Origin of the sequence: Kocuria atrinae, assembly GCF_039531425.1 — a bacterium.
Taxonomy (GTDB): Bacteria; Actinomycetota; Actinomycetes; order Actinomycetales; family Micrococcaceae; genus Kocuria; species Kocuria atrinae.
Genome location: NZ_BAAAQA010000015.1, coordinates 214,951 through 228,672 on the forward strand (window position 1 = coordinate 214,951; position 13,722 = coordinate 228,672).

Genomic DNA, 13,722 nt, shown 5'->3' on the forward strand with positions numbered 1-13,722 from the left:
CCGGGCGGCTTCGTGCAGAGCGGGAATCTGGCGGTACAGTCAGATTGTGACTACCTCAACTGGATCCCGATCGAACATGCACTGGCCGAATCTTCTTGCCACCCTCTCGCGTGGCGAGGATCTCACTTGGGATGAGTCCTATTGGGCCATGGACACCATCATGAACGGGGAGGTGTCTGATGCTGTGATTGCTGGTTTCCTCATGGCCCTGCGTACCAAGGGGGAAACCGTGGACGAGCTCAACGGTTTGGCAGATGCCATGGTGGAGCATGCCCGTCCGGTGGATGTGCCTGCACCTGCGTTGGACATCGTGGGCACCGGGGGAGACCGGTTGTCGAGCGTCAATATTTCCACCATGTCCGCCCTGGTGTGTGCCGGCGCCGGTGTGCGCGTGGTCAAGCACGGAAACCGGGCGTCGTCGTCGAAATCAGGCTCCGCAGATGTGCTCGAAGCTCTGGGCGTCCAGCTGGACATGCCCGTTGACAAGGTGGAGCAAGCGGCGTCGGACGTGGGGATTACGTTCCTGTTCGCTCAGACGTTCCACCCGTCCATGCGTTTCGCGGCCGTCGCCCGCAAGGCGTTGGCCGTGGCCACAGCGTTCAATTTCCTGGGGCCCATCACTAATCCGGCCAAGGTCAAGGCTTCTGCGATCGGCGTTGCAGATGCTGCTTTGGCCCCCTTGATGGCCGGCGTGTTCCAGAATCGAGGTGACCGCGCTCTGGTCTTCCGCGGTGGAGATGGGCTGGACGAGCTCACTGTGACTGCGCCGTCGGACGTGTGGGAAGTTCGTGACGGGCAAATCAAGGAATATTCACTCGAGCCGCTCGATTTCGACATGCCTCGCGCAACCATCGAGGATCTTCGAGGCCAGGACGCCCAGTACAACGCGGGCGTGGTTCGCGATGTTCTCGGCGGCGCCCGCGGTCACATCCGCAATGCGGTGCTCTTGAATTCCGCGGCAGGCCTGATGGCCGTGGACGAAACCGCCGAGGGAGATTTCCACGAGCGCTTCGGGAAGGCCATCGCCCGCGCGGCTGAGTCAATTGATTCCGGCGCGGCCCAAGGCGTGTTGGATCGCTGGGTCCAGTTCGCACGCACCGTCTAGTTACCGACTTTTCTTCACCAACGACGACGCCGCTCGCCCGGGTAAATCCCGAGGGAGCGGCGTCGTTCGTGTCTGGGGCCTGGGGTGACTGCCGGTTAGTCGATACCCAGGGAGAAAGCTGCATCCAGATCGTGCTCACTGTAGGCGCGGAAGGCGATGTTGGTGCTCGTGGACACCACCCCGTTGACCTTGGAGAGCTGATCGGCAATTACGTCCGCAAGTTTCTCGTGCTCACGCACGCGCACGATGGCAATGAGGTCCCAATCGCCGGTCACCGAGTAGACCTCGGTGATCCCCTTGATGTTGGAAATCTCCTGAGCCACCTCAGGGATGCGGTTGGCGGTGGTCTTGATCAACACGATTGCGGTGAGCATGTGAGTCCTTTCTCGACGTTTACCTTCAGCCTAGCGACTGCGTCGCGACCGACCGACCAGGTGCACGACTAACCGGTATCCCAAGAGAAACAGCCCCAGGACACCGAGACTGACCAGGACGAAGGCCAACGCCGTTCCCTGCCCGGTGGCCATGCGCAGCAACATGCCGACGATCTCTGCGGACAGCCACACGACCACGCCGGTGGGGAACAAGGCGGCTGGACGCCGATGCGCACGGATAAGCACCCAACCGACCAGTGCGCCAACAAGGAAAGGCCAAGCGGTCTCCAGCGCGCCCCAGGCACTCTGGTCATGAGCGTTGCGACCCAGCGCCGCGAAGACCGTCACCAGGACCAAATCGGCGATCAGGAACCACGGCCAGTGGCTGGTTGTCGAGGGCGGGGGAGAGGTGTCCTTGGTGCTGGATGAAGATGGGGATACGGATGGCGATGTAGATCGGGACATGCTCCCATTCTAGGGTGGGGATTGACGTCAACATTGAAGTGAAAGTTCTTGTGCATCCTTGAACTATCTGTTGAAAGTGGAGTCTCTAGTCACGGCCTGGCACCATCACAAAGCGATTAAGATGTCCAGATTCGCTTGTGCAAATCGGATGACCGCTCCAGTCTGGAATAACCGGATAAAGACAGAAGTCCGGAGGGCTGACAACCCGGCGAACGTCGCCGGGGCCCACGACCTCAGGAGGTCGTCATGCAACGCATCAGCAAGTTGACCGGAACAGCAGCAATCGTCGGATTGGGGCTATCGCTGTCAGCGGTCGCACCCGCGCAAGCCGCCCCCGCTGTGGGGCCGTGCAAGGATGTCAGTATCGAAGTGGAGTCGGAACCGGGTAGCCCGGGTATGGGCCACTATTCGCAGTGGATCCTCGTCACGAATAAAGGTAGTGATGCGTGTAATTTGAACGGGCACCCCGGTGTTCAACGGTCCGTGCTCACAAGTAGCGGGTTTGAACAGTATGGAGCACCCGCGGCTTGGACGAACGAGGGTGTCGTGCCCGTTCAGCTCAAGCCAGGGGAGACTGGCCGTGCGATCCTCAGGGTGACCCAGCCGCACCTGTACGACGCCGCAGACTGCGGCGGAGTGGTGGACACAGACGCTCTGACGATTTATCTCCCGGGTGGCACGAGTCAGTACAACGTTGCGGCTCACGGTGACGCGTGCTCTTCGGAGTCTCTCGTGACCTCGACCGTGGGTGTGTTCAAGTGACACGTGCGCGATAAACTGCCGTGCGCCGTCGTAACCTGGACGGCATTTCTTCAACCTCTGGAGACACGGTGAGCACAACCGATGCGGCCCGCGAGCACGCGGCCGACACCCACGATGTGATTCGAGTACGGGGCGCCCGTGAAAACAACCTTCGGGACGTGAGTCTGGATATTCCCAAGCGCCGACTCACGGTTTTCACGGGCGTTTCCGGCTCGGGCAAAAGCTCCTTGGTGTTCGGCACGGTGGCCGCGGAATCGCAGCGGTTGATCAACGAAACTTACAGTGCCTTCTTGCAAGGCATGATGCCCACGGTCGGCAGACCCGAGGTCGACATGTTGGAGGGCATCACCACCGCAATCATGGTGGACCAGGAGCCCATGGGATCGAATCCGCGGTCCACGGTGGGCACTGCCACGGACGTCAACGCGATGCTCCGCATTGTGTTCTCGCGTCTAGCCAAGCCACACATTGGAGGGCCCAAGGCATTCGCGTTCAACATTCCTTCGGTCAGCGGTGCTGGCGCGATCACCGTGGAACGTGGCAATAAGAAGAAGGAGAAGAAGACCTTCTCCATTACAGGCGGCATGTGCCCGCGCTGTGAAGGCATGGGGAAAGTCTCGGACCTGGATCTGGCGGAACTCTACGATGAGACTCTGTCCATCAAGGATGGCGCCATCACGGTTCCCGGATACAACAAGGGGGGCTGGAACGTCCGCCTCTATGGCGGGCTCGAGTTCTTCCCCGGAGACAAACCCATTAAGGACTTTACGGAGAAACAGCTCCAAGAATTCCTCTACATGGAGCCGGTCAAGGTCAAGGTCGAGGGCATCAACATGACCTTCGAAGGGCTGATCCCACGGATCCAGAAATCCATGCTGAACAAGGACCGCGAGGCCATGCAGACCCATGTGCGTGAGTTCGTGGATCGCGCCGTGACATTCAAAGCCTGCCCGGAATGCGACGGCACGCGATTGGCCGAGGGCGCGCGCAACGCCAAGATCGACGGCGTCAGCATCGCCGATGCGTGCGCCATGCAGATCACTGATCTCGCTCAGTGGGTTCGGAGCCTGGATCACCCGGCCATGCAGCCCCTGCTGGACGGTCTGACTGCCACGCTGGATTCGTTCGTGCGGATCGGCCTGGGGTATCTCTCCCTGGACCGCCCCACGAGCACGCTGTCCGGAGGTGAGTCCCAACGTGCCAAGATGATTCGTCACCTGGGCTCCCCGTTGACCGACGTCACCTACGTGTTCGATGAGCCCACCATTGGTCTGCACCCGCATGACATTCGCCAGATGAACGAGCTGCTGCTCGAACTGCGCGACAAGGGCAACACGGTGCTCGTGGTGGAGCACAAGCCGGAGACCATTGCGATCGCCGATCACGTGGTCGACCTCGGGCCTGGAGCAGGAACGGATGGTGGCACCATTTGTTTCGAAGGCACCGTGGAAGAACTGCGGGGGAGTGACACCAATACGGGCCGTCACTTGGACGATCAGGTCGCCCTCAAAGAGTCTTTCCGCAAATCCGCTGGCCAGCTGGAGATCCGCGGCGCCACCTCCCACAACCTGGACAACGTTGACGTGGACATTCCTCTCGGTGTTCTGACCGTGATTACGGGCGTGGCCGGTTCGGGCAAGAGTTCCCTGGTTCACGGATCGATGCCGGCCGATCAGGACATCGTCTCGATCGATCAGAGCGCCATCCGCGGCTCCCGACGCAGCAATCCCGCCACATACACAGGCCTGCTCGACTCCATCCGCAAAACGTTCGCCAAGGTCAACGGGGAAAAGCCCGCCCTGTTCAGCCCCAACTCTGAGGGCGCGTGCCCCACCTGCAGGGGCGCCGGCGTGATCTACACGGACCTGGGCATGATGGAGGGTGTCACCTCCACATGTGACGACTGCGAAGGCAAGCGATTCCAGCCCGCCGTCCTCGAATTCGAGGTTGACGGGAAGAACATCAGTGATGTGTTCTCCATGTCCGTGTCCGAAGCGCACGAGTATTTCGCAGACGGCGACGCTCGCACGCCCGCCGCGCGCAAGATCCTCGAGCGACTCGTTGATGTGGGCCTCGGATACGTGAAGGTCGGTCAGCCTCTCACCACGCTGTCCGGTGGCGAACGTCAGCGCCTCAAGTTGGCTACGCGCATGGGGGAGAAGGGCGGAATCTACATTCTTGACGAACCCACTACCGGCCTTCACCTGGCCGACGTCGAACGCCTCCTCGGCATGCTGGACCGCCTGGTCGAGTCCGGCAAGTCCGTGATCGTGGTCGAGCATCACCAGGCCGTCATGGCGCACGCGGACTGGATCATCGATTTGGGCCCAGGTGCCGGTCACGACGGCGGGCGGATCGTTTTCGAGGGCACGCCAGCAGACCTCGTGGCTCAGAAATCCACACTCACGGGCCAGCACCTCGCGGAGTACGTGGGAGCCTGACCTACCCTCCAGGGACGATGACGTTTGCCCTAGTCAGCGCACAAATAGTCGCCTGACTAGGGCAAACGCATTCATTGGGTGATTTAGCGGGGGATTAGCCCGCCTGTAGTGGACGGACTTCTACCTTCTGACCGCAGGCAGCAGAAGCTCGAGTTGCGAGGTCGAGTGCGACGGATTCATCGAGGGCTTCGACAATCCAGAAGCCGCCGATGGACGCAGCAGATACGGAGAACGGTCCTGCATAAACAAAAGGAGTCGCGGCGGTGGCGTCCACGGCGTAACTCGACTCGGGCGGCATCAACCCGCAGGCGTAGACGAATTGTCCCGCTGCCTGAAGTCCGGAGTTGAACTCGGCGACGGCCGCGAAGGCGGCCTGTAGAGCGGCGTCGTCCTGATAGGCAGTGCCGGCATCTTGAACCCCAGGTTCGTGGAAAACGGAAATCATGTACTGGGCCACGGGTGAACCTTTCGCGGGTGCGATGCTCGCGTACTGAGTGCCACAACGAGTGCTGTCACCAGAGATTCAACCACCGTGAGTGACGCACGTATATAGAGGTGGTGGAGGCCGAATCCGCACGGCGCCCTGATTGTCCGATAATGTACATTATGTAAAGTTCTCTTTGAGGAGGGCTCCCCTCAACTGGACCCCGGTCGCATTGCGTACCGATAGCTTGCGATGACCGGGTGAACTCGCGAACGCAGGGTGATGCTCTCCAAAATCGGTGTACCAGTGCACAGGTTTCCTCTGTGTGGCCCGCTGCGGTGGTTCTTTTCCTCCACTGGTACACGAAATTCCGAGAGGTACTGTCCCCCGCATCCTGTGCGCTCATGCACGGCTGGCCTTTCGCCCTACCCAACATCCCTCAGCACGCTTAGAGTAAGGTCACGGCCGATTTAGCGACCCAGGCACCGTGCCCCTCCGGCGACTCGGCCCTGCGGTGCAGAGTAGAGACTGCCCAGGAGGCACCCGGTGAACAAGGCATTTCAGCAGGTCACAACTCGGATCGAGGAAGCCCATTCATTGGACTCCGTGATCGATTTCCTGAAGACGAACGTTGGACCGATCACGGAACAACCGCTCGTCAAGAAGGCACTGAGCGGGGATTTCCTGGGTCATCCGTTGCATCCGATGCTCACCGACATTCCTATCGGCGCGTGGAGCATGTCAGGGCTTCTCGATGTTCTGGGTGGCGAAGAACTGGAGGACGCTTCGACCATCCTGGTGGGTGCCGGGGTGCTCAGCGCGCTTCCCACGGCAGCGACCGGTCTACATGACTGGCAGAGCACCAAGGGCGCCGCGTCTCGCGTCGGATTCATCCACGCGGCGGCCATGGACGTGACCGTGCTGACCTACTCGGGATCCCTCATTGCTCGACTGACCGGACACCACACCGTTGGCAAAGTGCTCGGGTTGGCCGGCTTGGGCGTGATGACGGTGGGCGGGTTCCTGGGAGGGCACCTCACGTACTCCCAGGGGGTCAACGTTGAGGAAGAGACTCCGAACCTGCGGGCCGTGAAATAACCGCATTTCGAACAACATTCGAGGCAATCCATCGCCTCCACTCATTCACTCCATGACCGGTCATATTTCGGGCAATTTGGCGCGCGCGACACTCCCGCGTTAGTTTTGAGCGACCATCCCGAGCGGCCGAGAGACCTGGATCTGTGACGCCGCAGCAACCGGCTTTATGCAAGGTGCTACCGCCAGGACCGATGGAGTGATTACACCATGTCTCTTGATGCCAGCACGTCCGTTCGCGCGGAAGAAGCGGATGAAGCCGCCTCTGATTCGATCACGGAGCCGCGGAACCACCGCACGCAAAACAACACCTCACAAGCGCTGTCCGTGCGCTTCGACAACGTCTGCCGGGCTTTCCCGGGTAAGAACAGCAACGAGCCCCATGTTGTGTTGAAAGACATCACCCTGGACGTCGTTCCCGGTGAAGTTCTGGCCATCCTCGGCCCCAGTGGCTCCGGCAAGTCCACGCTGCTGCGCGCCGCGTCGGGCCTGGACGCGCCCACCCGGGGCACCGTGTTGATCGACGGAACGCCCGTGAACGGAATCGACGACCGGTGCGCCGTCGCCTTCCAAGAACCGCGTCTACTCCCCTGGCAGAACATCCACAAGAACGTGGAGCTCGGCTTGCCGCAGGGCACCCCCAAAGCTGAGGCCCAGGAGCGCGTTCGGAGACTCCTCGAGTTGGTGGAGCTCGATGACTACGCACATCTGCGCCCGCGCGAGGTTTCCGGCGGCATGGCCCAGCGCACTTCTTTGGCTCGGGCGCTAGCCCGCCGCCCAGGTGTACTGCTGCTGGATGAGCCTTTCGGCGCCCTTGATGCCTTGACCCGCTTGAAGATGCAGGACCTTCTGCTGCAGGTCCACGAAGCCCACCCCACCACGGTGTTGCTCGTGACCCACGACGTGGACGAAGCTCTTCAACTGGCCGACCGCATCGTCGTGCTGGGCCGCAAGCCGCGCGAGACCGCGGCGTCGGTCGCGCACGTCTTCACCGTGCCCGGCGACCGCCCGCGTAACCGCAGCGACGAACAACTCGGCCGAATGCGTCTGACACTGCTCTCCGGCCTGGGCGTAGACACCCACCGTCACTAACGCCCCACCACGTCCATTCCGGGCTACCACTCACCCATTTTCGGGCCATGAGTCTCTCACACGGCCCATTCGCACTACCCACGATCCCCTGGAGGTCCCAGCATGAATCCGTCCAAAAACTCCCCGTCACGGCGTTCCGTCCTACGAGCCGGTGCTCTGGGTCTGGGGGCCGTGACACTCTCAGGTTTCCTGAGCGCGTGCGCCGGTGAAGGCTCTGGCGGCGAAAACGTCCCGAGCCAGGGCGGCGGCGACGGTGAGGCATTCACCCTCAACATCGACTTTGCGACGTACAACCCGTTGAGCCTGGTCATCAAGGAGAAGGGCTGGCTCGAGGAGACGTTGAAGGACCAGAACGTCACCGTGAACTGGATCCAGTCGGCCGGTTCCAACAAGGCCAACGAGAACCTGCGTGCGGAAGCGATCCACGTGGGCTCGACCGCCGGTTCCGCGGCCCTGCTGGCGCGCGCCAATAACTCCCCGATCAAGGTGGTCTCGCTCTACAGCCGCCCGGAGTGGGCCGCGCTGGTGGTTCCCGCGGATTCAGATATCACCGAGGTAGCAGACCTCAAGGGCAAGTCCGTGGCCGCAACCAAGGGCACCGACCCGTACTTCTTCCTACTTCAGGCCTTGCAGGACGCGGGCGTGGACCCCAGCGAAGTCACCGTCCAGAACTTGCAGCACGCAGATGGCCGCTCCGCTATGGAGAACGGTTCCGTGGATGCGTGGAGCGGTTTGGATCCGATCATGGCCGGCGCCGAAGAGAAGGGCGCCAAGCTCTTCTTCCGCAACCTCGAGTTCAACACCTACGGCTTCCTCAATGCCACGGAATCGTTCCTTCAAGAGCAGCCGGAGATCGCCCAGACCGTGGTCGATGCCTACGAATACGCGCGCGAATGGGCCCAGGAGAACGTGGATGAAACCGTGAAGATTCTCGCCGAGGTCGCCGGCCTGGACGAGTCGGTGGCCCGCAAGGTCATCGCGGAGCGTTCCAACCTTGACGTCGATCCCGTGCCGGGTGATGCCCAGCTCGAGGTTCTGCGCCGCGTGGGTCCGTACCTGGTTGAATCAGGCGATGTCTCCGACCAGTCCCAGGTGGACGACGCCCTGGACACCATCATCGACGCCTCCTTCATCGAGAAGGCCGATCCCTCGACCATCAAGGCTGACGCATGAGCACCTCAGTAGACACTCCCGCACCCAAGAATTCGGCCGATACAGATTCCACGAACGACGACGCCGCTCTCCAGCCTCGCGTCGCCGGTCCCCTGCGTCGCGGCGTCGGGGCTAAACGCGCCGCACTCGGGGCCGTTGTCCCTCTGGTACTGCTGCTGCTGTGGTGGTTGTCCACCAGCGTGTTGGGAATCTTCTCCCCCGTTCAGCTCCCGTCGCCGGGTTCGGTGGTCGAGGCCGGAATCGATCTCGCCCAACGCGGTGAGCTCTGGACCCACGTGGGTATCTCCGTGCAGCGCGTGCTGTTGGGCTTCGCGATCGGTGCCGTTCTGGGTCTGACTTTCGGCTCGCTCGTGGGCTTGTCCAAGTGGGCCGATGCGCTGCTCACTCCCACCATCGGTGCATTCCGCGCGGTCCCCAGCCTGGCCTGGGTTCCGCTGTTGATCCTCTGGATGAAGATCGGTGAGGACTCCAAGGTCACCCTGATCGCCATCGGAGCGTTCTTCCCCATCTTCACCACCGTGTACATGGCGCTGCGTCACGTGGACAAGAACCTGGTGGAGGCCGGCCGTGCTTTCGGTCTCTCCGGGTTGAAGTTGCTGACGACCATTCAGCTGCCCGCGGTGGTCCCGTCCGTGTTCTCGGGTCTCCGATTGGCGCTCGCGCAGGCATGGCTGTTCCTGGTTGCCGCGGAGCTCATCGCCAGCTCCATGGGCTTGGGCTTCCTGCTGACCGATTCGCAGAACAACGGTCGAACGGACCGGCTGCTTCTGGCCATCATCCTGCTGGCCGTGATCGGCAAGATTACGGACGCCATCCTCGGGGTGGTCGAACGCAAAGCCGTGAACCGCTGGGCCTAGTCTTCCCCGCAAGTTAAACGACGACGCCGGGTGGTCACCTTTGAAAGGTGACCACCCGGCGTCGTTATGTCTACGCGTGGAAATGGAAGCTTAGCGGCCGAGCACGCTCATGGCTTCGTTGGCGCGGGACGCCTGAACCTGAACCAGGTAGGTGTCGGCGGCCATGGTCTTGAGGGACTTGAAGTCGCGCTTACCGCCGGTGGCCAGGTGAGCGACGAAACCGAAGATCGCACCCCAGATGGCGCCGATGACCACGGACCACAGGATGATCGACAGCAGGCCGAAACCGGGTGCGAACAGGCCGAAGAGGATGCCGATGAACAGGCCGAACCATGCGCCGGAGCCCAAGCCGGCCAGGGCTGCACGCCCCTTGGTCATGCGGCCGGTGACGAACTCCTCGGAACGCAGGCCTTCGCCGACGATCTTGACGGTGGAGACGTCGAATTCTTTGTCGGAGAGCTGGTCGACGAGTGCCTGTGCCTCGACGTAGTCGGGGAAGCGGGCAATCGTCTCGTACTTCACGTCGGTGCTGATTTGCGGGGCCTGAACGGGCTCAGACATGCTTCCTCCTGAAATTGTTGGATTGCTCAAATCGCTATAGTTTGACTGTACCAATTACTTTCCGCAGCAACAAGCAGGGTGATCATATGAGGGCTGAGAGAAACGACACAGTCACGGTCATGGCTCAGATGATGTCCGCGCTGGGCAGACTCACCTCGCGCTCGAGAATGAGGCGCGAACTGGCCGGGCAGAACGTGAAGCTCTCCCCCACGGACATGTGGCTCGTGGACCGGGTGAGTGAATTCGGTCCAGCTCGCATGTCGGAGCTGGCCACCTGGCAGTCCGTGGACCGATCGACCATGACCACTCAAGTGAGCCGGCTCGAGAAACTGGGCCTGGTCCAGCGAGCGCCGGCCCCGGAGGATCGGCGGGCCATCGTCGTGTCCGTGACGGAGGCTGGGCGGACGTTGCATGAAGAAAGCCGCGCAGCTGCGTGCACGGCTTTCGACAGTATGTTGGCCGACTGGACGGATCAGGAACGCCAGCAGTTGACCGAGTCACTCTCTCGCTTGGTGGACAGTCTGGAGAAGCACTTGTCCACCAAGTCGGAGGATCACAGCACGGAGCGGTAGACCTCCAGTGTCCGCTCGGCAATGGTTTCCCACGCGAAATGGTCCTGGGCACGCTGGCGCCCGGCGATGCCCATTTGGCGGGCGCGTTCCGGGTCGCTGACAACGTCGATCAAAGCGGCGGCAAAGTCGTCCACGAACTTCTGGGGATCCAGCGGGGTGCCGGTGCCGTCGGTGACTTGTTCGATGGGAACCAATCGACCGGTCTCACCGTCCACGACGACCTCGGGGATGCCGCCGGTCGCGGAGGCCACCACGGCGGAACCGCAGGCCATGGCCTCGAGATTCACAATGCCCAGGGGCTCGTACACGGACGGGCACGCGAACGCGGTGGCGTGGGACAGAATCTGGATGATCTCGCGGCGGGGCAGCATCTTCTCGATCAGCACCACGCCGGTGCGCTTGGCCTTGAGCTCGTCAATGAGACCGTTGACCTCGGCGGCGAGCGCGGGAGTGTCAGCGGCGCCGGCGCACAGGACCACCTGGACCTCGGGCGGCAGCTGCAGGGCGGCGCGCAGCAGGTAAGGCACACCCTTTTGTCGGGTCACACGGCCGACGAACACCACGGAGGGGCGTTCCGGGTCGATCCCGTATTCAGACAGGACGTCGGTGTTGGGGTCGTGATCCCACTGGGACACGTCAATGCCGTTGTGTACGGTGCGCACGCGTGCCGGGTCCACGTTGGGGTAGGAGCGCAGGATGTCTTCGCGCATGCCGTCGGAGACGGCGATGATGGCCGCGGCAGCTTCGTACGCGGTCTTCTCCGCGAAGGAGGACACGCGGTAACCGCCGCCGAGCTGCTCAGCCTTCCACGGGCGCAGTGGCTCCAAGGAGTGGGCTGAGAGCACGTGGGGAATGTCGTACATGAGGGAAGACAAGTGCCCGCCCATGTTGGCGTACCAAGTGTGCGAGTGAACGACGTCCGCTCCCTCGATGTCACCCACCATGGCCAGGTCCACGCCCAGTGTCTGGATCGCGGCGTTTGCGGAGGACAGCTCCCCCGGCACCGGGTAGGCCTTGACGTTGGCTCCGTGGAAGTCGGCATCGCGCGGGTCGCCGAAGCACCGCACGTTCAGGTCCACCAGTGGCGCGAGGACTCGGGAGAGCTCGGCCACGTGCACCCCCGCTCCCCCGTAGATGTTGGGCGGGAACTCTTTGCTCAAAATGTCTACTCGCACACTGCGAGCCTAGACCACATGCACCGGCCCGCCCCAGGGTTACGGCGAGCGCCACGGAAAGGCGACCTGGAGCGGCGCGGCACTCAAGCCGTACTCGTAAGGAAACTTACGCAATGTTTCGTGCGACACGATGGCGGAGGCAAGGAATTGGGACACAATAGCGGTGAAGGCCAGTCGTTGGGGATTGCGTGTTTCTGTCCTCCGGCTATGACTCGAACGGGAAGTGAGAGCTACATATGTCACGCAAGAAGAAGGTTTTGGCCATTGTGCTGGCCGGCGGTGAGGGCAAGCGTTTGATGCCGCTCACGGAGGACCGGGCCAAGCCCGCGGTTCCCTTCGGTGGCGGTTACCGTTTGATCGACTTCGCACTGTCCAACCTGGTCAACTCCGGGTACCTGCAGATTGTGGTGCTCACGCAGTACAAGTCGCATTCCCTGGACCGTCACCTTTCCGAGACGTGGCGCTTGTCCACGCAACTGGGCAACTATGTGGCATCGGTGCCCGCCCAGCAGCGCCGCGGTAAGGACTGGTTCCTGGGTTCGGCCAACGCGATCTACCAGTCCATGAACCTCATTGATGACGCCGATCCGGACATCGTGGTCGTGGTGGGCGCGGACCATGTGTATCGCATGGACTTCTCGGACATGGTGGACTTCCACATCAACTCCGGCGCCAAGGCCACGGTGGCCGGTGTGCGTCAGAACATGGACATGGTGACCTCGTTCGGTGTGATCGAGACCGATCCCAACGATGTCACCAAGATCAGCCGGTTCGTGGAGAAGCCCCAGTCCACTGCTCCCCTGCCCGATGATCCCAATTCGTTCCTGGCGTCCATGGGCAACTACGTGTTCGACCGTGACGCGCTGGTGGAAGCCCTGCGCTTCGACGAGCAGCAGGATGGCACCAAGCACGATATGGGCGGTGACATCATGCCGTACTTCTCCGATCGCGGAGAGGCAGCGGTCTACGACTTCACCAACAACAACGTGCCGGGCTCCACGGACCGCGACCGCCAGTACTGGCGTGACGTGGGTACCTTGGATTCCTACTACGACTCCCACATGGACCTGATCCGGCCGCTGCCGGTGTTCAACCTGTACAACTACTCGTGGCCGCTCTACACCCACCAGATCATGGCCCCGCCGGCCAAGACGGTGCGCGGCCCCAACGGACAGCCGGGTGTGGCCCTGGATTCCATCGTCTCCCCGGGTGTACTCATCACCGGTGGCCGCGTGGAATCCTCGGTGCTCTCCCCCAAGGTGGTTGTCGAACACGACGCCCGTGTGTCCGAGTCCGTGATCATGCAGAACGTGCGCGTGGGTGCCGGCGCTCAGGTGCACCGGGCCATCATTGACAAGAACATGGTGGTCCCCCCGGGAGCCACCATTGGCATCAACAAGGAACAGGACCTGGCCCGCGGCTTCACGGTCACGGATTCCGGCTTGACCGTGGCGCCCAAGAACTTCAAGTTCGAAGCCTGAAACCAGGCAACACATCAGCCAGTGCCCGGGTCGGAAACGGCCCGGGCACGTCGCTTTCCCGTGGTGACCAGCGTAACCAGGGCACCCACGACCACACGGGTCAGTGAAAGAACTGGTCATTGCCCAGGTAGTGCTGCCTAGAATG

14 protein-coding genes and 1 riboswitch are annotated in these 13,722 nt (G+C 62.1%); of the genes, 9 read left to right on the forward strand and 5 right to left on the reverse strand.

What is annotated here, in order from left to right; translation table 11 throughout:
* Nucleotides 1-76 precede the first annotated feature (76 nt).
* The gene (gene trpD / locus ABD283_RS07525; protein WP_344224523.1) at nt 77-1,105 is read left to right on the forward strand and encodes an anthranilate phosphoribosyltransferase; all 1,029 of its coding nucleotides are present in this window, start codon (nt 77-79) and stop codon (nt 1,103-1,105) included.
* Nucleotides 1,106-1,200: 95 nt separating this feature from the next.
* On the opposite strand, the gene ABD283_RS07530 is transcribed toward trpD, so the two are convergent.
* Together ABD283_RS07530 and ABD283_RS07535 are read right to left on the reverse strand one after the other, a co-directional pair.
* On the reverse strand, nt 1,201-1,479 hold the full coding sequence (locus tag ABD283_RS07530; RefSeq protein WP_344224365.1) for an Lrp/AsnC family transcriptional regulator: 279 nt from the start codon (nt 1,477-1,479) through the stop codon (nt 1,201-1,203).
* A 30-nt stretch (nt 1,480-1,509) separates the two neighbouring features.
* Entirely contained in the window at nt 1,510-1,944 is a 435-nt protein-coding gene (locus tag ABD283_RS07535) for a DUF3054 domain-containing protein (protein WP_344224366.1), read from the reverse strand.
* A gap of 246 nt (nt 1,945-2,190) precedes the next feature.
* On the opposite strand from ABD283_RS07535, the gene ABD283_RS07540 reads away from it, so the two are divergent.
* Both ABD283_RS07540 and ABD283_RS07545 read left to right on the forward strand, forming a co-directional pair.
* Nucleotides 2,191-2,706 carry a DUF4232 domain-containing protein gene (locus ABD283_RS07540; RefSeq protein ID WP_344224367.1) on the forward strand — a complete coding sequence of 172 codons (516 nt, stop codon included), beginning with the start codon at nt 2,191-2,193 and terminating at the stop codon, nt 2,704-2,706.
* A gap of 68 nt (nt 2,707-2,774) precedes the next feature.
* Complete coding sequence (locus ABD283_RS07545) at nt 2,775-5,147, forward strand: ATP-binding cassette domain-containing protein (RefSeq protein ID WP_425552813.1); 2,373 nt, start codon at nt 2,775-2,777, stop codon at nt 5,145-5,147.
* Between the two features lie 94 nt (nt 5,148-5,241).
* Here ABD283_RS07545 and ABD283_RS07550 read toward each other — a convergent pair whose 3' ends face one another.
* A complete protein-coding gene (locus tag ABD283_RS07550) occupies nt 5,242-5,604 on the reverse strand; it encodes a YciI family protein (RefSeq protein ID WP_344224368.1) in 363 nt (120 codons plus the stop codon).
* Between the two features lie 513 nt (nt 5,605-6,117).
* On the opposite strand from ABD283_RS07550, the gene ABD283_RS07555 reads away from it, so the two are divergent.
* From ABD283_RS07555 to ABD283_RS07570, 4 genes are all read left to right on the forward strand, one after another.
* The gene (locus ABD283_RS07555; protein WP_344224369.1) at nt 6,118-6,669 is read left to right on the forward strand and encodes a DUF2231 domain-containing protein; all 552 of its coding nucleotides are present in this window, start codon (nt 6,118-6,120) and stop codon (nt 6,667-6,669) included.
* A 110-nt stretch (nt 6,670-6,779) separates the two neighbouring features.
* Nucleotides 6,780-6,867, forward strand: a riboswitch (SAM riboswitch).
* Nucleotides 6,868-6,876: 9 nt separating this feature from the next.
* Entirely contained in the window at nt 6,877-7,758 is an 882-nt protein-coding gene (locus tag ABD283_RS07560; protein ID WP_344224370.1) for an ABC transporter ATP-binding protein, read from the forward strand.
* A gap of 102 nt (nt 7,759-7,860) precedes the next feature.
* Nucleotides 7,861-8,931 carry an aliphatic sulfonate ABC transporter substrate-binding protein gene (locus tag ABD283_RS07565; protein ID WP_344224371.1) on the forward strand — a complete coding sequence of 357 codons (1,071 nt, stop codon included), beginning with the start codon at nt 7,861-7,863 and terminating at the stop codon, nt 8,929-8,931.
* On the forward strand, nt 8,928-9,788 hold the full coding sequence (locus ABD283_RS07570) for an ABC transporter permease (RefSeq protein ID WP_344224372.1): 861 nt from the start codon (nt 8,928-8,930) through the stop codon (nt 9,786-9,788). The genes ABD283_RS07565 and ABD283_RS07570 overlap by 4 nt, the downstream gene beginning before the upstream one ends.
* 90 nt (nt 9,789-9,878) lie before the next feature.
* Here the strand turns inward: ABD283_RS07570 and ABD283_RS07575 are convergent, their stop codons facing one another.
* Nucleotides 9,879-10,349, reverse strand: coding sequence for a YflT domain-containing protein (locus ABD283_RS07575; protein WP_016996592.1), 471 nt, complete (start codon nt 10,347-10,349; stop codon nt 9,879-9,881).
* Nucleotides 10,350-10,468: 119 nt separating this feature from the next.
* Between ABD283_RS07575 and ABD283_RS07580 the strand changes: the two genes are divergently transcribed.
* On the forward strand, nt 10,469-10,921 hold the full coding sequence (locus ABD283_RS07580) for a MarR family winged helix-turn-helix transcriptional regulator (RefSeq protein ID WP_344224373.1): 453 nt from the start codon (nt 10,469-10,471) through the stop codon (nt 10,919-10,921).
* Here the strand turns inward: ABD283_RS07580 and glgA are convergent.
* Nucleotides 10,903-12,096, reverse strand: a complete 1,194-nt coding sequence (gene glgA, locus ABD283_RS07585) for a glycogen synthase (RefSeq protein WP_344224374.1) — start codon at nt 12,094-12,096, stop codon at nt 10,903-10,905. The two genes, ABD283_RS07580 and glgA, sit on opposite strands and share 19 nt — an antisense overlap.
* Nucleotides 12,097-12,332: 236 nt before the next feature.
* Between glgA and glgC the strand changes: the two genes are divergently transcribed.
* A complete protein-coding gene (gene glgC, locus ABD283_RS07590) occupies nt 12,333-13,577 on the forward strand; it encodes a glucose-1-phosphate adenylyltransferase (RefSeq protein WP_344224375.1) in 1,245 nt (414 codons plus the stop codon).
* The last annotated feature ends 145 nt before the right edge of the window (nt 13,578-13,722 follow it).